Below are 22,167 nucleotides of genomic sequence, written 5' to 3'. Positions count from 1 at the left end.
CAGGTTTTATGCAGGACGATTTGGAACAGGATCATGAATTTAACGCCAAGAGAAAAAGATAAACTCCTAATCGCTATGGCCGCCATGGTCGCCCGCCGCCGATTGGAACGCGGTGTGAAGCTCAATCATCCGGAAGCGATTGCTCTGATCAGCGATTTCGTTGTTGAGGGCGCAAGAGATGGGCGCTCCGTCGCCCACCTCATGGAAGCGGGAGCCCATGTGATTACGCGTGAGCAGGTGATGGTAGGTGTCGCAGAGATGATCCACGATGTTCAGGTCGAGGCGACCTTTCCTGATGGCACCAAGCTCGTCACCGTGCATGAACCAATTCGCTGAAGCGGGAAGACATAGAGCGGTTTCAGTTAAGAATGAATCGTTGGAACCGCTGTAACTGTTCGTTTTTACGCATTATCCGACGCAAGTCCGCTTCGCACTTTTGGCGGAAATACTTTAATAAAGGGAGTGATAATGAAAAAATCGATATTTCTTGCGGCAACAGCGATGGCTCTCACAGCAAGCCCTGCCTTCGCGCATCTTAACCCTGCCGAGCATGGTTCGTTCGTGGCGGGTTTCACGCATCCGCTTTCAGGGGCTGATCATATACTGGCGATGGTGGCAGTCGGTCTATGGGCTGCAATGCTTGGCGGGCGGGCGCTGTTTGCTGTACCTGCCGCCTTTGTCGGTGTCATGCTGCTCGGCTTTGTTGTGGCCCTCGCGGGGTTTCCGGTACCGTTTGTCGAGCCGGTTATCCTCGCTTCAGTGGTCGTGATTGGCCTTCTTGTTGCTTTGGCGCTTCCGGTTTCGGATGTAGTTGGCGCCATGATCGTTGGCTTCTTCGCATTCTTCCATGGTCATGCCCATGGCGGTGAAATTGGTGGAGCGGCTTTCCTTTCCTATGGTGCTGGATTTACGCTGGCGACGATCCTGCTCCATGTGGCAGGTATTGGCGTGGGGCTCACAGCCGGGCGCATGATGACGGAGAAAAACTGGCGAATTGCCCTGCGCTTTACGGGTGGCGCGACGGCTCTTGGCGGCCTCATGCTGATGGCCGGATGAGGTGATGCGATGATACCCGGAGAAATCATTACCGCCGATGGCGACATAGAGCTCAATCAAGGCCAATCGACCATTACCCTCAAAGTGGCCAATACCGGCGATCGCCCTATCCAGGTGGGAAGCCATTATCACTTCTACGAAGTCAATGCGGCGTTGTCTTTTGATCGCGAGCAGGCGCGTGGTTTCAGGCTCGATATTGCAGCCGGAACTGCAGTTCGTTTCGAGCCGGGACAGGAGCGTGATGTGACGCTGGTGCCGATTGGTGGAAAACGCGAAATTTATGGCTTCCGTCAGCTTGTCATGGGCAGGCTCTAATCCAGGAAAAAGGGGAATCCCATGCCAGCCAGAATTAGTCGCGTCACATATGCGCAGATGTTCGGCCCGACCACCGGAGACAAGGTTCGGCTTGCCGATACGGAGCTGTTTATCGAAGTCGAAAAAGATATGACCGTCCATGGCGAGGAGGTGAAGTTCGGTGGTGGCAAGGTTATCCGTGACGGTATGGGGCAAAGCCAGCTATCGCGCGCACAAGGCGCTATGGATACTGTCATCACCAATGCGCTGATCCTTGATCATACCGGCATTTACAAGGCCGATGTCGGTCTGCTCGACGGGCGTATTGCGGGCATCGGCAAAGCCGGCAATCCTGATACTCAGCCCGGTGTAACGATTATCATCGGCCCCGGCACGGAGATCATAGCAGGCGAAGGCCGTATCCTGACTGCGGGTGCTATTGATTCACATATCCATTTCATTTCGCCACAGCAGGTGGAAGAAGCCTTGAACTCTGGTGTCACCTGTATGGTCGGTGGCGGCACCGGTCCGGCACATGGTACCCTTGCTACCACCTGCACTCCGGGACCGTGGAACATTGCTCGTTTGATCCAGTCATTTGACGGCATGGCGATGAATTTCGGCGTGTTTGGCAAGGGCAATGCATCCTTGCCCGGCGCACTGGAGGAAATGGTGCTTGCTGGTGCTTGCGGTCTGAAACTCCATGAAGATTGGGGAACGACCCCGGCCTCTATCGACAATTGCCTTGATGTCGCGGACCGGTTTGATGTGCAGGTGGCAATCCATACCGACACGCTCAATGAATCGGGCTTTGTTGAAGATACGCTTGCTGCTTTCAAAGGGCGCACGATCCATTCATTTCATACCGAAGGTGCAGGTGGCGGGCACGCCCCCGATATCATACGCGTCTGCCAATATCCGAACGTATTGCCCGCTTCGACCAACCCCACACGGCCTTATACGGTCAATACGGTGGCCGAACATCTCGATATGCTGATGGTCTGCCATCACCTGTCGCCATCTATCCCGGAAGACATAGCCTTTGCTGAAAGTCGCATCCGCAAGGAAACGATTGCCGCCGAAGATATTCTGCATGACATGGGTGCTTTCTCTATCATCTCATCAGACAGTCAGGCCATGGGCCGTGTTGGCGAAATGATTATTCGCTGCTGGCAAACTGCCGACAAGATGAAGCGGCAACGAGGCGCACTCTCTGAAGATGTACCAGGCAATGATAATTACCGTGCCCGTCGCTATGTTGCGAAATATACGATCAACCCAGCAATTGCGCATGGCATGTCGCATGAGATTGGTTCGGTGGAAGTTGGAAAGCGCGCCGATCTGGTATTGTGGAATCCGGCATTCTTTGGGGTAAAGCCAGATTTCGTATTGCTTGGCGGCTGGATTGCAACCGCCCCGATGGGCGACCCAAATGCTTCCATTCCCACGCCGCAACCCATGCATTACAGGCCTATGTTCGGCTCGTTCGGCAAGGCGCGCACTAACAGCTCGATAACATTCGTTTCTGAAGCCGCGATGGCTGCAGGTTTGCGGGAGTCGATTGGGGTGGACAAACGAATGCTTGCGATCAAAAATACGCGCGGTGGTATTGGCAAACGCTCGATGATTTTGAATGATGCCATGCCGCAGATAGAAGTCGACCCGGAAACCTACGAAGTGCGGGCCAATGGTGAGCTTTTGACTTGCGAGCCAGCGGATGTCGTTCCGATGGCTCAACGCTACTTCCTGTTTTGAAGGTTTGAAATGATAGAAGTAAAGTCAATCATCCGCGCTCATGAAGTAATTGATGCTGTCCCGGCGGGCCATGCAATCCTCGAACGCGATGAGCGCCATCTGCGCCGCAAAGCCATAGCACTTGAAGACGGTGAGAAAATCTTTATGGATTTTGCTGAGCCGGTGGTGCTCGACCATGGCGACCGGTTGGTGCTGGAAGATGGGCGCGAGATCGAAGTTCGTGCCGCCCAAGAGGCGCTCTATGAGGTCCGCGGTCGCGATGCACTCCATATCGCGGAGCTTGCATGGCACATCGGCAACAGACATCTTGCCGCACAGATTGAACCGGATCGAATTTTCATTCTGCGAGATCACGTAATTCGGGAGATGCTCGAAGGGCTTGGCGCCAAAGTTATTGATACCGTTGCAATCTTCAGGCCATTGCGCGGAGCCTATTCGGGCGCGCATTCAGCACACGATCACCAGCATAACCACCATGTCGATCACCACCACGATCACGACTGATCAGAACGTTGCATTGGTGCGCTTGATGGCCTGGCTTTCGCCGGCCTTTCCGGTGGGCTCTTTCAGCTATAGCATTGGGCTGGAACGTGCGGTTCATGATGGTCTGGTAACCGATGTTGAGGGACTGCAAACGTGGCTGCAATCGCTCATCAAGTATGGGTCAGGCTGGAATGATGCTGTCCTGTTTGCGGAAAGCTGGCGAAAGGCCGTTTCAGGTGGTGACCTTCAGGAAGTAGCGGAGCTTGGCGCAGCACTAGCAGGTTCCCACGAACGGCGCATGGAAACTATGTTGCAAGGCTCTGCATTTTTGGTGGCTGCCGCACCTTGGGATCATGTAATTTTCAGACGCCTGCCGTCTGAATGTGCTTATCCTGTTGCGGTGGGTGCCGTGTCGGGCGCGCACGGCATTCCGCTGGGATTGGCACTGAGCGCCTATCTACAGGCTTTTTGCATCAATCTTCTGCAAGCATCCATTCGGCTTTCCGTTACTGGGCAAGCGGGCGTTACAAGCCTGATGGCAGCTTTGGAGCCAACGCTTGTTACGACGGCTGCAAGGGCTGCTCAATCCATATTGGATGACCTTGGTTCGGCAACATTTCTTGCTGAAATCATGGCCATGAAACACGAAACACAGCATTCGAGGCTTTTCCGCTCATGACACAAAAAAACGGACCTTTGCGCGTTGGTATCGGTGGCCCCGTAGGCTCGGGAAAGACGACTTTAACGGAGAAACTCTGCAAGGCCTTACGCGAGAAATATTCCATTGCGGTAATCACAAACGATATTTACACGCGGGAGGATGCGCTCATTCTCGCCAAACATCAGGCCTTGTCTGAAGATCGCATCATGGGTGTGGAGACAGGCGGGTGTCCGCACACGGCGATCCGCGAAGACGCTTCAATCAATCTTCAGGCGATTGCCGAGATGAACAAGCGGTTTCCCGATCTGGATATCGTTTTCATCGAATCTGGCGGTGACAATCTTGCAGCAACATTTTCGCCCGATCTCGCGGATCTGACGCTTTATGTAATTTCCGTTTGTCAGGGCGAGGAAATACCGCGCAAGGGCGGGCCGGGCATCACGCGGTCCGACTTTCTTGTGATTAATAAGAGCGATCTTGCGCCATATGTTCATGTTGATCTCGATATCATGAATGGCGACGCTGCGCGGATGCGTGGCAAGCGTCCTTATGGATTTACTGATCTGCATCGCGGCAAGGGTGTGCAGGAGGTTGTGGATTTCATTTTGGAGAACGGCAATCTTTAGAGATTCATGCGTCGGCACGTGGCGATGAAACTCTTAACCGCCTGCGATGCCTCGCTTTTACGAAAAGCCAGTGCCACGTCGGATGTGGTGGAAATTCCAGCAACATCGATATAGCGAATGCCGGGCAAGCCCACAGCACTTAGCGATTTTGGCGCAAGTGCCACGCCCATCCCGATAGATACGCGGCTCGCAATTTCGGTGAAATCGAGCGCTTGAGCGCTGATGTTGGGTTCAAAGCCTGCGATGTGACAGGCTTCGATGGTTGTACCGTGAAATCCGATATCGGCTGGCTGACGCGGGGTGATGAAGATTTCATCCTTGAGTGACGGAAGCTCAATGGTAGCTTGATGCGCCAGCGGGTGCGTTTCGCTGAGAACTGCAACAAGCGGCTCCTTTCTCACCACTAGGCTGGTGAGACCAGGCAGAAGAAGCGCAGGCCACCGCACGAAACCCATGTCGAGGAGCCCTTCGGAAATGCGCGTCAATTGCATCCGCAGCTCCATCTCGACCAGATTGACCGAAACGTCGGGATATTCGTGCTTGAACTTGCGAATGGTCTCGAACACTACGCCTGAATAGGCAGCAGAGGCGACATAGCCGATGGAAATCTGGCCAATTTCACCACGCCCGGCACGGTTGACCGCAATCATCGTCGCATCGACCTGCATGAGTATTTTGACTGCCTCGCGATAAAGCACTTCGCCTGATTGCGTCAGTTGAACGGCGCGTCGCGAGCGATCAAGAAGAGGTGCACCGAGAATGGTTTCCAGCGCCATGATCTGCTGGCTGAGACCGGGTTGGGCAATGCCAAGTTTTGCAGCTGCCCGTTCAAAGTTCTTCTCCTCAACAAGCGCGCAGAAATAACGCAAATGTCGAAGTTCAAAGGATCTGGACGTAAGGAGCTTGCTGCGCTGTTCCGGCATGGCTGTTTCTTTGAATAATTCAAAACTATGGCGATTTTGATTAGCATAACTCAAACTTATGAAAAATACGCCCTTGAATTATTGGATAGATTACGAAAAGATGATTAATGGGGTCCAGTTTAAACCTTGAGGGGATCAAAGTGAAAATCCTGGCCCGAAACCGCCACGCATTATCGGTCGTCATTCTTTCCGGCACAACCTTCGCTGCCATCGTTGCAGCACATGCGCAGGAAACAGCAAGCCCCACCGTGCTTGCACCGATTGTTGTGAATAGCGGTTCGGAAGATCCAACCGCTCCCGTCAAAGGCTATGTTGCCAGAACAAGCATCAGCGCGACCAAGACCGGCACACCGCTGGTTGAAACCCCGCAGTCTATTTCGGTCATTACGGCTGACCAGTTGAAAGCGCAGGATGCGCAAACCCTTGGGCAAGCGCTTGGCTATACGCCGGGTGTGGTTTCCGAACCCTATGGTTCCGACCCGCGCTTTGATTCACCGCTGATCCGTGGTTTTGATGGCCGTCAGGTGCAGTTCTTAAACGGTCTTCGCCTGATGCGCACTGCAGGTGCCTCGGCGGTTGATCCTTATATGCTTGAGCGTATCGAAGTGGTGCGCGGACCTGCTTCGGTGATGTTCGGTCAGGGTAATCCCGGTGGCCTGATCAATATGATCAGCAAGCGCCCGACGTTTGAGAAGTTCGGCGAGATCGGCGTTCAGGCTGGCAGCTATGACACCTATGGCACCTATTTCGATTTTGGCGGTCCTTTCGCGGAAAGTGATCAGTTTGCTTATCGCCTGACGGGCATGGTGCGCAAAGCTGGCACACAGACTGACTATCTCGACAATGATCGCTATTTCATCGCGCCCGCTTTCACATGGAAGCCGGATGAAGATACCAAGCTCACCATTCTCACCAGCTTCCAGCATGACAATCCAAGCTCACCTTCGGGCTTGCCTGCACAGCTCACATTGAACGCGACCGATTACAGCCTGCCACGCGACTTCTATGTCGGCGATCCAAGCTATGACGATTCAAGCCGCAATGTCGTCAATCTCGGTTATGAGCTTGAACATCGCATCAACGAAACATGGACCTTCCGGCAGAACGCGCGTTATACCAATCAACGCTGGGATTATACGGCGCTTGGCATGGCATCGACCGGTCTCGCAAAGGACGGCCGCACGATCAACCGCACGGCCACAGTTCAGAACGAACGCCTGAACACGTTCAATATCGATAATAATCTGGTCGCCGAGTTCGATACAGGTCTGGTCGAGCACAAGTTTCTTGTCGGTGTCGACTATCGCTATTTCGACAATAGTGCCGGAACGCAGTTCTGGAGTGCGACCACACTGGATGCCTACAACCCTGTCTATGGTGGGCCGATCAAGTACCTGACCGCGAAGCCGACCGTTAACACGCTTGTCGATTCCCGCATGACGCAGGTTGGTATCTATGCGCAGGACGAGCTGGCCTATGAAAACTGGCGCGCGACTTTCGCTCTGCGTCAGGATTGGGCTTCGACCCGCGGCACCTCTACCAATCGCAATACCAATACACCACGCCCGCTTGATCAGGATGATGAGAAACTGACCGGCCGTGCAGGCCTTGGTTATGTGTTTGACAATGGCATCGCGCCTTATGTCAGCTATTCGACTTCGTTTGAACCTGTAGCAGTTTCGGCAACCGCAGGTGTATTGCAGCCAACGACCGGCAAGCAGTGGGAAGCAGGCGTAAAATATCAGCCAAATGGCTGGGATGGTTATTTTGCTGCAGCGGTTTATGATCTGCGCCAGCAGAATGTGCCAATCAGCGTTCCGCTGCCGGTCGGAACCGGTTCCACGACTGAACAGATCGGCGAAATTCAGGTTAAGGGGCTTGAGCTTGAAGGTGTGACCAGCCTTGCCCAAGGCCTCGATCTGCGTGCAGCCTACACCTATATGAAGGCCGAAATCGTAAGCGGCAAGGATGACGGAAATCGTCCGCCGAACGTGCCAGAACATGCAGCCAGCCTTTGGCTTGATTACACCTTCCAGGAAGGTTCCGTGCTTGAAGGATTTGGCGTTGGTGGCGGTGTGCGCTATCTTGGCCAGCGTTTTGGCGATACAGGGAATACGCTTGATCTTGATGGCGTGACCCTCGCCGATGCTGCAATCCACTATCAGAAGGATCACATCAGGGCGTCGCTCAATATCAAGAATATTGCGGACAAGAAGTATGTCGCAAGTTGCAGTTCTTTCGGATGTAACTATGGTGACGGCAGAACCTATATGAGCAAGCTGACATTTACATGGTAACAGGCCCGCAACGCGGATCGTTAGTCTCTGCATCTAAAATCAGCCGCCGGAAAGCCCTTGGCCTTCTGGCGGCTTTGGCTTTGCCGAATGTGGCACGCGCCAATCCATTTCCGCGTATTGCGGCAATCGATTGGGCCATGCTCGAATGTCTGGTGGCATTGGGTGTCACGCCGATTGCGGCAACAGAGCTGATCCGGTTTCGTGAAGATGCGGTTGAGCCGCAATTGCCTGCTTCGGTTGTCGATCTCGGTCTGCGTGGTTCGCCGAATTTCGAGCTGCTTTATCTGCTCAAGCCTGATCTGATCCTGAGTTCCCCTTTTTATATCCGGCACGAAGAGGCGATGAAATCGATAGCGCCGATCATGTCGTTGCCGTTTTACGTGCGCGGCGAGGGGCCCTATGAGAAGTCGCTGCAAGCTGTAACGGCGCTGGGCGATAAGCTTGAACTCAGCGCCAAAGCATCAAGTGTTATTGAGGCTCAGGCGAAGTTTATTGCCGAGACCAAAGAGACGTTGAAACCTTTTGCATCGCGCCCGACCTACCTCATCAATATTGGCGATGCGCGCCATTTCCGCGCTTTCGGCAATGACAGCATGTTTGGTGATGTGCTGGAGCGGCTTGGTCTGCCAAACGCTTGGACGGATCGCTCGCGCTTTACATTTGCGGCCCCCGTTCCGCTGGAAAATCTGGCAGCAAATCCTGATGCACGCATCATCATCATCTCGGATATTCCAGTTGAATCGCGCAACAGCCTGCGCAACAGCGTGATCTGGCAATCGCTCAAACCTGTCCGCGACGGCCGTGTCTATATGGTGGGTAACATCAATCCCTATGGCGGACTGACCGCCGGATTGCGATTTGCACGGCTTCTGAGCCGGGCGTTGCAGGCAAGCGGCGAGGCATTCCTGTGACCCGTGGCGGACTGATTTCAAGCGCTGTAATCGGCATTATGATTGCTCTTGGGCTGTTTCTCTGGAACGCCAACGCGTTTTTGCCTTTTGCGCAATGGCCTTCGCTGCCGTTTAATCCGCAAAACATGAGTACCGAGCAGGTCATCCTGGCCTATGCGCTGTTTCCGCGTGCTTCCGTTGCGATTTTTGCCGGTGCAGCACTGGGGCTGGCGGGTGCTTTGCTGCAGCGTTTGCTCAACAACCCGATTGCCGATCCATCGACGCTTGGTGTGTCATCGGGCGCGCAGCTGGCAATCGTTACGGCAACGCTGTTCTTCCCGACAGTGCTTGACCAGTTTCGGTGGGCGGTGGCGCTTTCGGGTGCTGGTGTTGCGACCGCAATCGTGTTTCTGCTTGGCTGGCGCAGTCGGCTTGAGCCAGTGACGATGGTTGTGTCCGGTCTTCTGATCGGTGTGACATGCAGTGCGATTTCCGCCGCGATGACGCTATCGCAGGGTCAGTATCTCATGTCGCTTGTGACATGGAACGGCGGTTCGCTGAGCCAGCAGGACTGGTCATCGACAGTCGCTCTTGCTTTACAATTCCTCGTCTGCCTCATTGCCGCAGTCATGCTGAGCCGTCCGCTGACACTAGCAGGCCTTGGCGATAACAGCGCTCGCTCGCTGGGTGTTCCCCTGGCATGGCTGCGTGTGGCGGTCGTGGCTGTTGCGGTGGTGCTGAGTGCCGGCGTTGCGGCCAGTGTCGGGCTTGTCAGTTTTATCGGTCTGGCTGCCCCTGCAATCGTCCGTGGCTTCGGGGTCAGAAAGCCGGGTTCAATCCTGCTGGCGTCACCTTTTGCTGGTGCCGTTCTTCTCTGGATCTGCGACGGAGCGGTGCAAGTTTTCGGCGCAAATCTGGGTGAGACTTTCCCGACAGGCGCAGTTACCGCGCTGATCGGCGGGCCTTTGCTGCTCTGGCTCATTCCGCGTGTGCGTTCGACAGGATCGCAGCAATCCTCATCTGCACAGGTTTTCAGACGTGCTTCAAATGCCAAACTTGGCTTGCTGCCCATCGTTCTGCTGGTCGCCGCTTTTCTCGCTCTTGCGCTTGCGCGCACGCCGGAAGGCTGGTTGCTTCTGACAGGCGAAAATCTTCGCGATATCCTGCCTTTGCGCTGGCCGCGTCTTCTGGCTGCCGCTGCCGCAGGCAGTCTGCTTGCAATGGCGGGCGCTGTCCTTCAGCGCCTCACAGGCAACCCGCTGGCAAGCCCGGAAGTAATCGGCGTCAGTGGCGGAGCAGGCATAGGCTTTGCTTTAGCACTGACAATTTTCGCGGCACCCAATAATGCGCAATTGCTGCTTTGCGCGTCCATTGGTGCGCTGATTGCCATGCTGGTTGTATTGAGCTTTGCGAGCCGCAGAAGGCTCTCATCCGCACGCTTGCTGCTGGCCGGCATTTCGGTCGGTTCGCTCGCATCTGCCATATTGAGCATCTTCCTCTCGATCGGCGATCAGCGGTCGTGGCAGATTCTTGCCTGGCTCAGCGGTTCATCGGCAACGGCAACGCCGGAAAGTTCGCTTTTCCTTGTCGTGCTGACATTCACAGTGATTGGGCTGGCATTGCTCGCGTCTCGCTGGTTGACCATCCTGCCGCTGGGGCAGACGATTCCAGTCTCGCTTGGTTTGCCGGTGCGGTCTGCGCGGATATTGACGATCCTGCTTGCCGCAATTGCCAGTGCCGCCGCATCGCTTCTCGTCGGCCCTTTGAGCTTCGTGGGGCTGATGGCGCCGCATATGACGCGCCGTATGGGCTTTGATCAGGCTCAGTCGCATGTCGTGGCATCAGCCGTGCTGGGCGCGCTTTTGATGGTGATTGCCGATCTTGGTTCGCGCAATGCGACCTTCCCCTATGAGTTACCGCTGGGCCTTTTCGCAGCTTTGGTCGGTGCGCCCTATCTTGCCTGGGCACTCGCATCGGCCCGGAAATCGTGAACGATTTTCGGAAAGCATGATGCACAGATTTAAATATTCGGAGCGTCCTTTGTGCGTTCTTTTGCCGAAAGGGATAATCTGATGAATACGAACACGCCGCTCTTGATGGATTCTCCGGAGCGATACGGGCTTGTGAGCCGGATTCTACATTGGGCAATGGCCTATATTCTGCTCTGGCAGTTTATGATGATCCTTTCGTGGAAAATGGTTGGCCCTTCACCGATGCTTGATACCATCCGGGTTTTCGGTCCGGCACATGGAACGGTCGGGTTTCTGACGATTGCATTGGTTGTCGTGCGTGCCATCTGGGCATTCATCAATCGCAATCAGCGCCCGCCGCATCAAGCAGGACTGATGGGCAAACTGGCGCGCATTGCACATAATGCATTCTATGTGCTGCTGTTCGCCATTCCGGCTCTGGCACTGTTGCGCGCTTATGGCAGCGGTAAGGGACGCGAGCAATGGGGCATCAATATTGTCCCTGCAACGGGCGAGAAAGTGGAATGGATGATGGCACCCGCAAATGCGCTGCACAGCCTGCTTTCATGGGTTCTGTGCGTGTTGATTGTCGCCCACATACTGGCCGCACTGTTTCATCGCTTGGTTCTTAAAGACGGCATTCTCTCACGCATGGCTGGCCCGATGCGCTCCAAATTCAGAGTTTTGCCGCAAGGAAATCGATAAAGGCACGGATACGCGCGGCGAGGTGAGGGTGGCCGGGGAAAACCGCATGGATTTTCTCAGGCTCCGATGGCGACCATGCGGCCAGCACTTCCACCAGTCGCCCGCTTGCCAGATCATCGGCAACAGTATGCTCTCCGGTCTTCATCAGCCCGCCACCTTCAAGGCAGATGCGTCTTAGGATCGTGCCGTCGCTGCCAAGAAAATTGCCGGAAACCACCTGTCGAATGCTATGACCCGTATCCGGGTCGGCAAACTCCCATTCGCTCGGCTGGAAATTATAGCGCAGACAATTATGCGTTTTGAGGTCTTCCGGTCTTTGTGGCGTGCCGTGCCTTTCCAGATAAAGCGGAGAGGCAACTACCAGCCGCCGCATCAGAGTGATTGGGCGGGCTTTCAAAGCCGAATCCTTCAAGACGCCGGAGCGGATCGCAAGATCGGTTCGCTCCTGCCAGAGATCGATAATGCTGTCGTTTAACGTAATATCCAGCTCGACCTCCGGATATAGTTTCAGAAATTCAGGCACCAGCGGCATGATGACCGTTGCACCAAAGCCGACCGTCGAACTGACACGCAAAGGGCCGCGTACTGCTGCCTTTGCGCCATCGGTGATGCGCGCCTCCATTTCAGTCAACCGGTCGAGCAGGCTGCGCGCTTCCGCCAGATAGATTTCACCTTCCGGTGTCGGCGTCAGACTGCGGGTGGACCGCACCAGCAAACGCACCTGCAAGCGATCTTCCAGCCTCGAGACAAGACGGCTGATCGCTGACGGTGTCATGTTGAGCTGACGGGCGGCAGCGGAAAAACTGCCTGTTGCCACTGCGCGCGCAAAGACTTCCATTTCACCAAAGCGATTATCCAAAGCATCACCTGTGAATTTGATGAACAGTTATATGCAAGATTATCACTCTTATCATTTGATATCCAGAGAGCGATATGGAGACAAAGTTAAACAACAGGAACTCCTCCCATGCCTGTAGCTCTCATTGCTCTTACGATCGCGGCCTATGCGATCGGGACGACCGAATTTGTGATCGTTGGCTTGCTGCCGACGGTCGCTTCGGATCTGAATATCACTTTGCCGCTCGCCGGATTGATCGTCAGCGTTTATGCGCTTGGCGTCACCTTTGGCGCTCCGATCCTCACGGCCCTGACCGGTCGTCTTGAACGCAAGCCATTGCTGCTCGGCCTCATGGCGCTGTTCATCGCTGGAAACATGGTTGCAGCCTCCGCCGCAAGCTATGAAATCCTCATGGTCGGGCGCGTGCTGTCTGCCTTTGCGCACGGCGTTTTCTTCTCGGTCGGTGCCACCATCGCGGCTGATCTCGTGCCGGAAAACAAACGCGCTTCGGCTATCGCCATGATGTTCATGGGCCTGACAGTTGCAATCGTTACCGGCGTGCCGCTCGGCACATGGATCGGCCAGAACTTTGGCTGGCGTGCAACCTTCTGGGCTGTTTCGGCCATCGGCCTTGTGGCTCTCGTCGGTATTGCAGCACTTCTGCCGCGTGCATTGCCGAAGGCTGAACCAGCATCGCTCATGGATCAACTGCGTGTTCTGGGCTCCGGTCGCTTGCTGATTGTCTATGGCATGACCGCACTCGGTTATGGCGGTACGTTTGTGGCCTTCACCTATCTCACCCCGATCCTGCAGGATATTACCGGCTTTTCCGCAGATTCCGTCAGCTACATTCTCGTGCTTTATGGCATCGCCATTGCCATCGGCAATATCGTCGGCGGACGCATTTCAAACGCCGATCCGGTGCGGGCCCTGACTGTTCTGTTCGTGTTGCAGGCGATTGTGCTGGTGCTGTTCAGCTTTAGTGCTATGTCGCCGCTCTTCACGCTGATCACGCTTGCGGCCCTCGGCTTCCTGCAATTCGCAAATGTTCCCGGCCTGCAGCTCTATGTGGTGCAGCTTGCCAAAGAACACCGTCCGGGGGCTGTCGATGTCGCTTCCGCGCTGAATATTGCAGCGTTCAATCTCGGCATTGCGCTTGGCGCCTGGCTCGGAGGCATGGTGGTCGAAAGCCAGCTCGGTCTCATCTCAACCCCTTGGGTTGGTGCAATTCTCGTCGCGGGTGCTCTTGGCCTCACAGTTTTGAGCGGCGTGCTTGATCGCCGCACTGAAACCCGCGTCGCAACCGCTTGAAAATACGAGGAATGACTATGCATAACGTAACAACAAATGGTGCCACCATCCCGGCTCTCGGCCTTGGCACTTTCCGTATGCCCGGCGAAGATGTGCTGCGCATTGTTCCCTATGCGCTCAAGGCTGGCTTTCGCCATGTCGATACAGCCCAGATCTATGGCAACGAAGCCGAAGTCGGCGAAGCCATTTTCAGCTCCGGCATTCAGCGTGACGATGTCTTCCTCACCACGAAGGTCTGGGTCGATCATTACAAGCACGATGCTTTTATCAATTCTGTCGATGAAAGCCTTGCCAAGCTGAAGACTGATTATGTCGATCTTCTTCTTCTGCACTGGCCAAATGAAGCCGTGCCGCTTGCCGAGCAGATCGGCGCGCTGAATGAAGTGGCAAAGGCTGGCAAGGTGCGTCACATCGGTGTGTCCAACTTCAACACGGCTCTGATGGCGGAAGCAAAGGCCCTGTCTGATCTGCCGCTGGTGACGAACCAGATCGAATATCACCCTTATCTGACCCAGCAGACAGTGATTGAAACGGCTCACGCTGCAGGCATGTCGATCACCGTCTATTATGCGATGGCTGACGGCAAGGTGTTCGGCGACGCGGTGTTGAAGGACATTGCTTCCGCCCACGGCAAGTCGGTTGCTCAGGTGGTTCTTCGCTGGCTGGTGCAGCAGGATAAGGTGATTGCACTGTCAAAGACCGTCAGCGAAGCGCGGATCAAAGAAAACCTCGCCATCTTCGACTTCGCCTTAAGTGACGCAGAAATGCAGGCAATCCACGCGCTTGCCAAGACAGATGGGCGTATCGTCAGCCCGGACGGACTGGCCCCGAAGTGGGACTGAAAACAGAAAGGACGGCGCAAGCCTTCCTTTTTTAGCGCATGTTTTATCGCTGTATTTTCATGCCGACATAAATACTGTTGGCGTGGTACTCGCGATAAGAAATTTGGCTGGTTTGAAACTCATGCCTTAGTCGTGCGTCAATGCCGACAAAGCGGTTGATCCAGTATGTCGCGCCAATCTGGGCGCCGACAGTGTAATCCGTGCCAGTGCCGTCCTTGTTGTCGCGGACATTGAGATCAAGCTTGCCGTTCAGGCTAAAATCGGATCTCACCTGGCGTTTCACTTCGATACTTGCGAAATGCAGAAGCGCGCCGGCGACGCCCGGCGTTGTTGATGTATCGACGGTGGTTTGCGCAAAAAGCTGAACATCGGTGCCGCGCAATGGCGACCAGTTGATGCTCGCAGCCAATGACGGCCCACTAATATCGGAGAGGCGGGCATCATCGCTGTTAACGCGCATGAAGCCAGCCGAGAATTCGCCGTTGAATTTCTCGCCGCGATCAAACATCAGACCGCCGCGCACTGCATATTGCGAGCCGCTACGCTCATAACCGTTGCTGTCCACGCGATCATCGAACATGCGCTTGCCGAGTTCGACTTCGGCAAAGGGCTTGAGTGCCGGCGAAATGCTGAAGCCGCCGCGCAGCGTCACACTGGCATAGGTATTGTCGCGGTCCTTCTGGCTGACCGTGCCCCCGGAAGACAATTCCGCATCACCATAGATTTCATGCTCGACGCGACCCGTCGCACGGCCAAAAAGCAGGCCGGTGTCGCGTTCGATTCCGAGGCTGCCGTTGATGGTATGAACGAGCGGTCGCTTCAAAGCGTCCGTGACGCCGTTCGGGCTTGATGCGCTTTCACGGCGCAGCTTATAGCCCGCCCCCGCATTCACGGTTGTCTGGTCGCTCAAATCAAAACGCAGATTGCCCTGAACATCGACGCGAGGTTCTGACACGTCCTGCCCGGAGATTGATTTGCTCATTGTGCCGGAAGCATCGATTTTTGCCTGATGGCGTCCCCAATCCGATTCTGCATTGAGGCGGAGAGTTGTTTCCGACAGCACTGCGCTGGAGCCGGTCGAGCTGTTGTCACCATTGGTGGTGGCGCGAATGCCCTGTTCGAGTGTCGGACGCAATACAAACGTGCCTGCACGAATGCCGATTGGCGCGAATGGATCGGCTTCCTGTGTTGCACGGCGACCCTGTTCGGGGAGCGCGGGCAGGTTCTCACGACGCGCGCGACCGGTTTCGTCCTGCTCTTCCGTGGTGACCGCGCTGACGGGCATATTGTCGGTGGTAAGGAAGCGTGGTGCTTCTTCTTCGGCAATCGTTGCTGCCTGCGCCGGTTCAATGGGCTGAGGCGGTGCGGGAGGCGTGTAGGAATCGTCTGCAAGATTATCCTGTGCAGGCGCATTCGGATTTGCAGGATCAATATCGCGATTGGCGTTCTGTTCTGACGAGGAAATGGGAAGATTACCGTCTTCGTCCAGATCGCCGCGCAGCTGCGTATCCTGCGCAAATGCAATCGAATTGCTGATTGCCAGGGCAACCCCTGCCAGCAACAGGCTTCTCAGCCTGCGGGCAAAAGGCGATGGTCCGCCCGATGGGATATTGGCAAAAAGCATATTGTCTTCAAACCGTTGCAACGTGGTAAGCGAACGGTAAACGGACATGGTTAATTCTTTATTGACGATTGCGTTTTGAGCGTCGTTATTGTGCGTCAACAAATACTTGGACAAGCAGCAGCGAAGGCGCTAACCGTTGGCGTCATGACAAAGCTCGACACGACACATGAAGCCGCGCCTGCGGAGGATTCGATTGCCTCGGCTCTGCGCACCATCAAGACCGAGAATGCGGGCCTCGTAGCGCTTGAAGATGCGCTGAACAACGGCCTTGCTGCACCCTTTGCGGAAGCGGTCAGGACGATTGTTGCCTCGAAGGGCCGTCTCGTGGTGACTGGCGTGGGCAAGAGCGGGCATATTGGCACCAAGCTTGCCGCAACTTTTGCATCGACTGGTACGTCCGCTTTCTTCGTGCATTCGGCGGAAGCCAATCACGGCGATCTTGGCATGATCGGTACGGATGATGTCATTCTCGCAATTTCGTGGTCGGGCGAAACGGCGGAACTCAAGGGCATCGTCAATTATTCGCAACGCTTCCGCATTCCGCTGATCGCAATTACCGCGGGCGAGGAATCGGCTCTTGGACGTGCGGCGAATGTCGTGTTGTTATTGCCAAAGGCACAGGAAGCCTGTCCACATGGTTTGGCGCCGACTACATCAACGATGATGCAGTTGGCCATTGGCGATGCGCTTGCAATTGCGCTTCTCGAAGCGCGTGGTTTCAGCCCGACAGACTTCAAAACCTTCCATCCGGGCGGTTCGCTCGGTGCAAGTCTCGTCCATGTTCGTGAGATCATGCATAAGGGTGACCGTCTGCCGCTGGTCAATGTGGGTACATTGATGCCGGACGCCATGAAGGTGCAGGCGCAAAAGAGTTTTGGCTGTGTGATCGTTGTCGATCAGGACGGTCAGTTGGCAGGCTTTATCTCGGACGGTGATATTTCGCGAAATCTGAGCCGCAATCTTTCAGAGCTGACCGTTGATGACATCATGACGCGTAAGCCAAGGACGATTGATAAGAATTTGCTGGCGAGCGCAGCACTCAGCCTCATCAATGAAAAGCACATCGGCGCGCTGATCGTTGTTGAAGACAACCGCCCAATTGGCCTCGTTCACTTCCACGATCTGCTGCGGATTGGCGTTGCCTAATTGAAATGGAAGTGGCGGTTTAAACAGCCACTTCCATTTCAAGCGTGATCGGATCAAACGACACGATATGCACCTCAGTACCTGCGGGTAAGTCCGGGCCTTTGATGCGCCATGTTGTATCATTGATACGGATGCGGCCGCGACCGTTGACGATAGGTTCCGCAAGGGTGGCGCGCTGGCCGACGAGCTGATCGCCGCGACGATTGAGCAAAGGCTCATCCTGACGGTCGCTGGAGCCAAAAACGCGGCGTCCTGCCAGCACGAAAATAACGGCCAGCACCAGAAACAGGACGATCTGCAACTGCCAGCCAAAGCCCACGACCGAACCCAGCAGAAAAGCAAAGACGCCGGTTACGAGGGCCGCAAGGCCGAACCAGATGAAGAAGATGCCGGGCGCCAGGATTTCCAGGATGAGCAGGACAAGTCCTAAAACGAACCAGCCCCAGAGCCCAAGTTGTGACAGGAAATTGATGATCATGGCGCCCTGCCTGTTTTAGCTGCGAGTAGTAGGAACGCTGCGCGTGCGTGCAGCAGGTGCAGCCGGTGTTGGGTCAACCGGATGGCTGCCATCGCCAAACACTTCCTTGGCAATCGCACCGATACCAGCCAGCGAGCCGATCAGCGAGCTTGCTTCAAGCGGCATCAGAACCACTTTCTGGTTCTTGGCACTGGCGATATTGCCGAGTGCCTCGGTGTATTTCTGCGCAACGAAGTAGTTGAGTGCCTGAACATTACCGTTTGCAACGGCGTCGGAAACCAGCGTCGTTGCCTTGGCTTCAGCTTCTGCAAGGCGTTCGCGCGCTTCAGCTTCGCGCTTGGCGGCTTCCAGTTTGCCTTCCGCTTCGAGGATCTGCGACTGCTTCTGGCCTTCAGCGCGCAAGATCTGCGCATTACGGTCGCCCTCAGCTTCCAGAACCTGCGCACGTTTGTCGCGTTCCGCCTTCATCTGGCGGGCCATCGAGGTGACGATGTCGGCAGGCGGATTGATATCCTTGATTTCAACGCGGGTCATTTTGAGACCCCACGGATGGGCTGCTTCATCGACAACGCGCAGCAGACGATCATTGATCGCGTCGCGGTTGGACAGCAGTTCATCGAGATCCATCGAGCCCATGACGGTACGGATATTGGTCATGGTGAGGTTCAGGATTGCATATTGCAGATTGGCAACCTGATAGGCGGCTTGTGCTGCATTGAGCACCTGATAGAAGGCCACGCCATCGACGCCGACAATGGCGTTATCGCGGGTGATGACTTCCTGCGTTGGAACGTCGAGCACCTGTTCCATCATGTTAAGCCGTGCGCCGATACGGTCGAAGAAAGGCACAATGAGATTGAGGCCCGGCATCAGCGTGCGGGTATAGCGGCCAAAGCGCTCCACCGTGTAATTGTAGCCCTGCGGCACAGTCTTGATGCCAGCAAAAAGCGTTGCAAGCACAAGTGCGGCTAAAATCAGCAGCGTGATGTCAAAACCAGTCATTATTCAAACCCCTTCAATCAAACCCAACCCTGCAACTCGCGACGGACGAGTGTTTCGATAACCTTCATGCCTTCTTCGCTATCGTTGAGGCATGGTATATGGCTGAAATTCTCGCCGCCAGCCTCATGAAACTCTTCTGCCGCTTCGTGGCCAATTTCATCGACCGTTTCCAGACAATCCACCACAAAGCCCGGATTGAGAACGGCAACGGCTTTTATGCCCTGCTTTGCCAGTTCTACAAGAGTTTCGTCGGTGTATGGCTGCAACCATTCTTCCGGTCCGAAACGCGACTGGAAAGTCGAGCGGAACTGCTTGTCGTCCATTCCAAGACGAGCGCGCAAAAGCCGCGAAGTTTCAAGGCATTGTGCGCGATACGGATCGCCCTTGTCGGAATAGCTTTTCGGGATTCCGTGATAAGAAGCGAGGATCACTTCCGGCTTGAAATCAAGCGTTGCCAGATGCTTCTCGATCGACTGCGCGAGCGCCTCGATATAGACCGGCTCCACTTCATAGGAAGGGATCGTGCGGACAGCTGGCATGAAGCGCTTTTTCATCAGCACTTCAAAGAATTTGTCATTTACGGTAGCGGTGGTCGTTGCCGAATATTGCGGATAGAGCGGGAACATCACGATGCGTTCGCAGCCCTGTTTCAGCAGCCGATCCGTCACTTCCTCAATCGAAGGCTGACCATAGCGCATGGCCCAGTCGACGATGACATTCGGATGATCTTTCAGCGCGACCGCAAGCTTCTCACCTTGCGCACGGGTAAAGGTGCGCAGCGGTGATTCATTTTTCTCGCGGTTCCAGATGCGGTCATAGAGTGCGCCAGAGCGCTTCGGGCGCGTGTTGAGCACAATGCCATAAAGGATCGGATACCAGAATAGACGCGGCCATTCGATCACGCGGCGATCCGAGAGAAACTCGGCCAGATAACGGCGCATCGGGGCATAGCTTGTGCCGTCCGGCGTGCCGAGATTAACAAGCAAGACACCGACTTTGGGTTGCTTTACAGCATGGCTGGCTGGGGTGGCGATCACTTTATCCGTCTCACTCATATTCCGACTCCTGCTTTGCCGGAAAACTAGAGAAAAAAAGGCAAATTACAATCCTAACAATGACTAAGGCAGTTGAATTGTCTGAAGATTACGGAAGTATCACATAAAAAAACGGCACACGCTAAAAGCGTATGCCGTCTGGAACGGGTAATCAGAAGGTTTTAGCCGCGACGGGTCAGCGAGAAACGCGATCCTGCGGACGAGGTGCAGTTCAGCTGGTTCTGTGCCACGAGAGCGCAGTTTACGCGGGACGACGTGCCACGCACGATCGAGCGCATGTCGATTTCGACAAGCTGTGGTGACTGGTAACGATAGTTACCTTCTGCGAGCTTCTCGTTGGTGTCGGTCGAGCGGGTTTCGAAAATGCCGCCATTGAAGGATGAAACGATACCGTTCGGATCAACCCATGCGCCGTCGATACCGGATGGCGCGCGATTGACGACTGGGACATTGCCACCACCGCCAGGGCCGGTTGCCACACAACCTGCAAGCGCGAGCGATACGATTGCCGTAGAGCCAATGATGCGGAAGCGTTTCATGTCCATTTTCTCCATAAGAGTGTTTCTCGTGTGATGTATGGAAATTTACACGATTACAAGCCCCTTTGACGACGATAGCCAAAATGTTGCGAAACTGCCGCAATCGAAATTGCCCCGCAAAGGCTGGGCAATTCCATTTGTTTAGCGCACTAGAATGTTGCGGAATTGCCAAGGGTCTTTGGTGTCGACATCTTCTTCGAACAGAACGCCACGGCCTTCCAGAGGGTTCCAGTCGGTATAGTAGCCTTTGACGGGCCCCAAATATGGGAGCTGCACTTCAAGGCAGCGACGATAGTCCATTTCGTCGGTTTCGACGATGCCCCTTTCAGGGTTTTCCAATGCCCAGACCATGCCAGCCAGAACAGAAGACGAAACCTGCAGACCCGTTGCGTTTTGATAAGGCGCGAGTTTGCGAGCTTCTTCGACGCTCAGCTGCGAGCCATACCAATAAGCGTTTTTGTCGTGACCATAGAGCAGGACGCCCAACTCATCCGAGCCGTCGAGAATTTCGTCTTCCTCAAGCACATGCTGAACCGCCTGCGCACGCCCGCTGCCGCCAAACATTTCATCAAGCGACAGAATGGCGACATTGCTCGGATGATAGGCGTAGTTACAAGTCGGGCGATATTCGAGCTTGCCCTTCTTGCTGCGCACAGTGAAGAAGTCGGCAATCGAAATTGCTTCATTGTGGGTGACAAGCAGACCATATTGCGCGCCATGGGTCGGGCACCAGGTGCGAATGCGTGTATTGCCTCCGGGCTGTTCAAGGAAGATGGCAGCTTTGTTGCCCTTTTTCTGCTTGCGGGCGTTTTTAGGCTTCCAGTTTTCATGAGTGCCCCAGCCGAGCTCCGCAGGCTGCAAGCCTTCAGCAATAAAGCCTTCCACCGACCATGTATTCCAGAAGGTGTCGAACGGCTTCGGCTCCTTGGCGCGCTGGGTGTCGCGTTCAGCGATATGAACACCCTTCACGCCGGCCTTCTTCATTAACTTTGCCCAGCCCTGACGGTCATCGGCTGCTGGTTCTTCAAACTCAAGCTTGAGTTCGCCCGCGAGATCAACGAGCGCTTTTTTCACAAACCACGACACCATGCCGGGATTTGCTCCACAGCAGGAAACAGCGGTCGGGCCACCCGGATTTTTTTTCTTTTCAGCGCGAACCGTCTCGCGCAGCGCATAATTGGTGCGCGAAGCATTGTCTGCTTCGGTGTCAAAATAGAAACCAAGCCATGGCTCGACAACCGTATCAATATAGAGCGCGCCCTGTTCGCGGCTGTAGCGCATCAGATCGAGCGATCCGGTGTCAACTGACAGATTGACGATGAAAGGCTGGCCTTCGCCTTCCTTGATCAGAGGCCCAAGAATCTTCTTGTAATTGTCCTTGGTGATCGCGTTCTTGATGAAGCGGATACCCTTGTCATCCAGGATCTTGCGGTTCTTCTCAGATGGATCAATGACGACCAGACGGGACTTGTCGAATTTGAAATGGCGTTCGATCAGTGGCAGGGTACCGCGCCCGATCGAGCCAAAGCCGATCATGATGACAGAGCCGGTAATTTCGCCATAGACTGGCCATTTCACTTTCGCCATTTTCTTTCTCTCTCCTGCTGTAAAGCTACAGCGTTGCACAATTCCCTGTTTTAAGAACTGCTAATTTCGCAACGATAGCACAGGT

At 55.0% G+C, this 22,167-nt stretch carries 22 protein-coding genes; 14 read left to right on the top strand and 8 right to left on the bottom strand.

Going from position 1 to position 22,167, the window contains the following annotated elements; all coding sequences use genetic code 11:
- Positions 1-33: 33 nt before the first annotated feature.
- The 7 genes from QSJ70_RS06050 (at position 34) to ureG (ending at position 4,875) form a co-directional block, all read left to right on the top strand.
- Complete coding sequence (locus QSJ70_RS06050) at positions 34-336, top strand: urease subunit gamma (RefSeq protein WP_215778160.1); 303 nt, start codon at positions 34-36, stop codon at positions 334-336.
- A gap of 132 nt (positions 337-468) precedes the next feature.
- A complete protein-coding gene (locus QSJ70_RS06045) occupies positions 469-1,056 on the top strand; it encodes a HupE/UreJ family protein (protein ID WP_215778163.1) in 588 nt (195 codons plus the stop codon).
- A gap of 9 nt (positions 1,057-1,065) precedes the next feature.
- Entirely contained in the window at positions 1,066-1,371 is a 306-nt protein-coding gene (locus QSJ70_RS06040) for an urease subunit beta (RefSeq protein WP_215778173.1), read from the top strand.
- A 21-nt stretch (positions 1,372-1,392) separates the two neighbouring features.
- Positions 1,393-3,105, top strand: coding sequence for an urease subunit alpha (gene ureC, locus QSJ70_RS06035; RefSeq protein ID WP_215778176.1), 1,713 nt, complete (start codon positions 1,393-1,395; stop codon positions 3,103-3,105).
- Positions 3,106-3,114: 9 nt separating this feature from the next.
- The gene (gene ureE / locus QSJ70_RS06030; RefSeq protein WP_285535146.1) at positions 3,115-3,609 is read left to right on the top strand and encodes an urease accessory protein UreE; all 495 of its coding nucleotides are present in this window, start codon (positions 3,115-3,117) and stop codon (positions 3,607-3,609) included.
- The gene (locus tag QSJ70_RS06025) at positions 3,581-4,267 is read left to right on the top strand and encodes an urease accessory protein UreF (protein WP_285535145.1); all 687 of its coding nucleotides are present in this window, start codon (positions 3,581-3,583) and stop codon (positions 4,265-4,267) included. The genes ureE and QSJ70_RS06025 overlap by 29 nt, the downstream gene beginning before the upstream one ends.
- Positions 4,264-4,875, top strand: coding sequence for an urease accessory protein UreG (gene ureG, locus QSJ70_RS06020; protein WP_007877167.1), 612 nt, complete (start codon positions 4,264-4,266; stop codon positions 4,873-4,875). Before QSJ70_RS06025 ends, ureG begins: the two co-directional genes overlap by 4 nt.
- Here the strand turns inward: ureG and QSJ70_RS06015 are convergent.
- Complete coding sequence (locus tag QSJ70_RS06015; RefSeq protein ID WP_285535144.1) at positions 4,872-5,798, bottom strand: LysR family transcriptional regulator; 927 nt, start codon at positions 5,796-5,798, stop codon at positions 4,872-4,874. The two genes, ureG and QSJ70_RS06015, sit on opposite strands and share 4 nt — an antisense overlap.
- A gap of 107 nt (positions 5,799-5,905) precedes the next feature.
- On the opposite strand from QSJ70_RS06015, the gene QSJ70_RS06010 reads away from it, so the two are divergent.
- The 4 genes from QSJ70_RS06010 (at position 5,906) to QSJ70_RS05995 (ending at position 11,660) form a co-directional block, all read left to right on the top strand.
- Positions 5,906-8,095 (top strand): TonB-dependent siderophore receptor, encoded by a 2,190-nt coding sequence (locus QSJ70_RS06010; protein ID WP_285535143.1) that lies wholly within the window; start codon positions 5,906-5,908, stop codon positions 8,093-8,095.
- Positions 8,089-9,006, top strand: a complete 918-nt coding sequence (locus QSJ70_RS06005) for an iron-siderophore ABC transporter substrate-binding protein (protein WP_285535142.1) — start codon at positions 8,089-8,091, stop codon at positions 9,004-9,006. Before QSJ70_RS06010 ends, QSJ70_RS06005 begins: the two co-directional genes overlap by 7 nt.
- Before the next feature lie 38 nt (positions 9,007-9,044).
- Positions 9,045-10,976 carry a Fe(3+)-hydroxamate ABC transporter permease FhuB gene (fhuB, locus tag QSJ70_RS06000; RefSeq protein ID WP_285535459.1) on the top strand — a complete coding sequence of 644 codons (1,932 nt, stop codon included), beginning with the start codon at positions 9,045-9,047 and terminating at the stop codon, positions 10,974-10,976.
- 81 nt (positions 10,977-11,057) lie between these two features.
- The gene (locus QSJ70_RS05995) at positions 11,058-11,660 is read left to right on the top strand and encodes a cytochrome b (RefSeq protein ID WP_285535141.1); all 603 of its coding nucleotides are present in this window, start codon (positions 11,058-11,060) and stop codon (positions 11,658-11,660) included.
- On the opposite strand, the gene QSJ70_RS05990 is transcribed toward QSJ70_RS05995, so the two are convergent.
- Positions 11,632-12,519, bottom strand: a complete 888-nt coding sequence (locus tag QSJ70_RS05990; RefSeq protein ID WP_285535140.1) for a LysR family transcriptional regulator — start codon at positions 12,517-12,519, stop codon at positions 11,632-11,634. The two genes, QSJ70_RS05995 and QSJ70_RS05990, sit on opposite strands and share 29 nt — an antisense overlap.
- Positions 12,520-12,627: 108 nt before the next feature.
- On the opposite strand from QSJ70_RS05990, the gene QSJ70_RS05985 reads away from it, so the two are divergent.
- Together QSJ70_RS05985 and QSJ70_RS05980 are read left to right on the top strand one after the other, a co-directional pair.
- A complete protein-coding gene (locus QSJ70_RS05985; protein ID WP_285535139.1) occupies positions 12,628-13,809 on the top strand; it encodes an MFS transporter in 1,182 nt (393 codons plus the stop codon).
- A gap of 17 nt (positions 13,810-13,826) precedes the next feature.
- A complete protein-coding gene (locus tag QSJ70_RS05980) occupies positions 13,827-14,651 on the top strand; it encodes an aldo/keto reductase (RefSeq protein ID WP_285535138.1) in 825 nt (274 codons plus the stop codon).
- A gap of 43 nt (positions 14,652-14,694) precedes the next feature.
- Here QSJ70_RS05980 and QSJ70_RS05975 read toward each other — a convergent pair whose 3' ends face one another.
- Positions 14,695-16,275 carry an outer membrane beta-barrel protein gene (locus QSJ70_RS05975; protein ID WP_285535457.1) on the bottom strand — a complete coding sequence of 527 codons (1,581 nt, stop codon included), beginning with the start codon at positions 16,273-16,275 and terminating at the stop codon, positions 14,695-14,697.
- Between the two features lie 144 nt (positions 16,276-16,419).
- Between QSJ70_RS05975 and QSJ70_RS05970 the strand changes: the two genes are divergently transcribed.
- A complete protein-coding gene (locus QSJ70_RS05970; protein ID WP_064322498.1) occupies positions 16,420-17,421 on the top strand; it encodes a KpsF/GutQ family sugar-phosphate isomerase in 1,002 nt (333 codons plus the stop codon).
- A gap of 19 nt (positions 17,422-17,440) precedes the next feature.
- Here the strand turns inward: QSJ70_RS05970 and QSJ70_RS05965 are convergent, their stop codons facing one another.
- The 5 genes from QSJ70_RS05965 to QSJ70_RS05945 all read right to left on the bottom strand — a co-directional run bounded on the left by QSJ70_RS05965 (position 17,441) and on the right by QSJ70_RS05945 (position 22,082).
- On the bottom strand, positions 17,441-17,899 hold the full coding sequence (locus QSJ70_RS05965; protein ID WP_105519304.1) for an NfeD family protein: 459 nt from the start codon (positions 17,897-17,899) through the stop codon (positions 17,441-17,443).
- A gap of 15 nt (positions 17,900-17,914) precedes the next feature.
- Positions 17,915-18,901: an SPFH domain-containing protein gene (locus tag QSJ70_RS05960; protein WP_064321396.1), complete on the bottom strand. Its 987-nt coding sequence runs from the start codon at positions 18,899-18,901 to the stop codon at positions 17,915-17,917.
- Between the two features lie 17 nt (positions 18,902-18,918).
- Complete coding sequence (gene hemH / locus QSJ70_RS05955; protein WP_215778201.1) at positions 18,919-19,956, bottom strand: ferrochelatase; 1,038 nt, start codon at positions 19,954-19,956, stop codon at positions 18,919-18,921.
- A gap of 161 nt (positions 19,957-20,117) precedes the next feature.
- Positions 20,118-20,495 (bottom strand): outer membrane lipoprotein Omp10, encoded by a 378-nt coding sequence (omp10, locus tag QSJ70_RS05950; protein ID WP_007877140.1) that lies wholly within the window; start codon positions 20,493-20,495, stop codon positions 20,118-20,120.
- Positions 20,496-20,636: 141 nt separating this feature from the next.
- The gene (locus QSJ70_RS05945) at positions 20,637-22,082 is read right to left on the bottom strand and encodes a homospermidine synthase (protein ID WP_285535136.1); all 1,446 of its coding nucleotides are present in this window, start codon (positions 22,080-22,082) and stop codon (positions 20,637-20,639) included.
- Positions 22,083-22,167 lie beyond the last annotated feature (85 nt).

Origin of the sequence: Brucella sp. NBRC 12950, assembly GCF_030268145.1 — a bacterium.
Classification (GTDB): domain Bacteria; phylum Pseudomonadota; class Alphaproteobacteria; order Rhizobiales; family Rhizobiaceae; genus Brucella.
This window is presented reverse-complemented; position numbering and strand designations above follow the sequence as displayed.

Excerpts from the sequence above, each read along its gene's own strand:
- hemH (WP_215778201.1), bottom strand. The coding sequence starts at position 19,956 with ATGAGTGAGACGGATAAAGTGATCGCCACCCCAGCCAGCCATGCTGTA.
- QSJ70_RS05980 (WP_285535138.1), top strand. The coding sequence starts at position 13,827 with ATGCATAACGTAACAACAAATGGTGCCACCATCCCGGCTCTCGGCCTT.
- ureC (WP_215778176.1), top strand. The coding sequence starts at position 1,393 with ATGCCAGCCAGAATTAGTCGCGTCACATATGCGCAGATGTTCGGCCCG.
- QSJ70_RS06040 (WP_215778173.1), top strand. The coding sequence starts at position 1,066 with ATGATACCCGGAGAAATCATTACCGCCGATGGCGACATAGAGCTCAAT.
- ureG (WP_007877167.1), top strand. The coding sequence starts at position 4,264 with ATGACACAAAAAAACGGACCTTTGCGCGTTGGTATCGGTGGCCCCGTA.
- QSJ70_RS06050 (WP_215778160.1), top strand. The coding sequence starts at position 34 with ATGAATTTAACGCCAAGAGAAAAAGATAAACTCCTAATCGCTATGGCC.
- omp10 (WP_007877140.1), bottom strand. The coding sequence starts at position 20,495 with ATGAAACGCTTCCGCATCATTGGCTCTACGGCAATCGTATCGCTCGCG.
- QSJ70_RS06015 (WP_285535144.1), bottom strand. The coding sequence starts at position 5,798 with ATGCCGGAACAGCGCAGCAAGCTCCTTACGTCCAGATCCTTTGAACTT.
- QSJ70_RS05960 (WP_064321396.1), bottom strand. The coding sequence starts at position 18,901 with ATGACTGGTTTTGACATCACGCTGCTGATTTTAGCCGCACTTGTGCTT.
- ureE (WP_285535146.1), top strand. The coding sequence starts at position 3,115 with ATGATAGAAGTAAAGTCAATCATCCGCGCTCATGAAGTAATTGATGCT.
- QSJ70_RS05970 (WP_064322498.1), top strand. The coding sequence starts at position 16,420 with ATGACAAAGCTCGACACGACACATGAAGCCGCGCCTGCGGAGGATTCG.
- QSJ70_RS06025 (WP_285535145.1), top strand. The coding sequence starts at position 3,581 with ATGTCGATCACCACCACGATCACGACTGATCAGAACGTTGCATTGGTG.
- QSJ70_RS05965 (WP_105519304.1), bottom strand. The coding sequence starts at position 17,899 with ATGATCATCAATTTCCTGTCACAACTTGGGCTCTGGGGCTGGTTCGTT.
- fhuB (WP_285535459.1), top strand. The coding sequence starts at position 9,045 with ATGATTGCTCTTGGGCTGTTTCTCTGGAACGCCAACGCGTTTTTGCCT.
- QSJ70_RS05995 (WP_285535141.1), top strand. The coding sequence starts at position 11,058 with ATGAATACGAACACGCCGCTCTTGATGGATTCTCCGGAGCGATACGGG.
- QSJ70_RS06010 (WP_285535143.1), top strand. The coding sequence starts at position 5,906 with ATGGGGTCCAGTTTAAACCTTGAGGGGATCAAAGTGAAAATCCTGGCC.
- QSJ70_RS05975 (WP_285535457.1), bottom strand. The coding sequence starts at position 16,275 with ATGCTTTTTGCCAATATCCCATCGGGCGGACCATCGCCTTTTGCCCGC.
- QSJ70_RS05945 (WP_285535136.1), bottom strand. The coding sequence starts at position 22,082 with ATGGCGAAAGTGAAATGGCCAGTCTATGGCGAAATTACCGGCTCTGTC.
- QSJ70_RS06005 (WP_285535142.1), top strand. The coding sequence starts at position 8,089 with ATGGTAACAGGCCCGCAACGCGGATCGTTAGTCTCTGCATCTAAAATC.
- QSJ70_RS06045 (WP_215778163.1), top strand. The coding sequence starts at position 469 with ATGAAAAAATCGATATTTCTTGCGGCAACAGCGATGGCTCTCACAGCA.
- QSJ70_RS05985 (WP_285535139.1), top strand. The coding sequence starts at position 12,628 with ATGCCTGTAGCTCTCATTGCTCTTACGATCGCGGCCTATGCGATCGGG.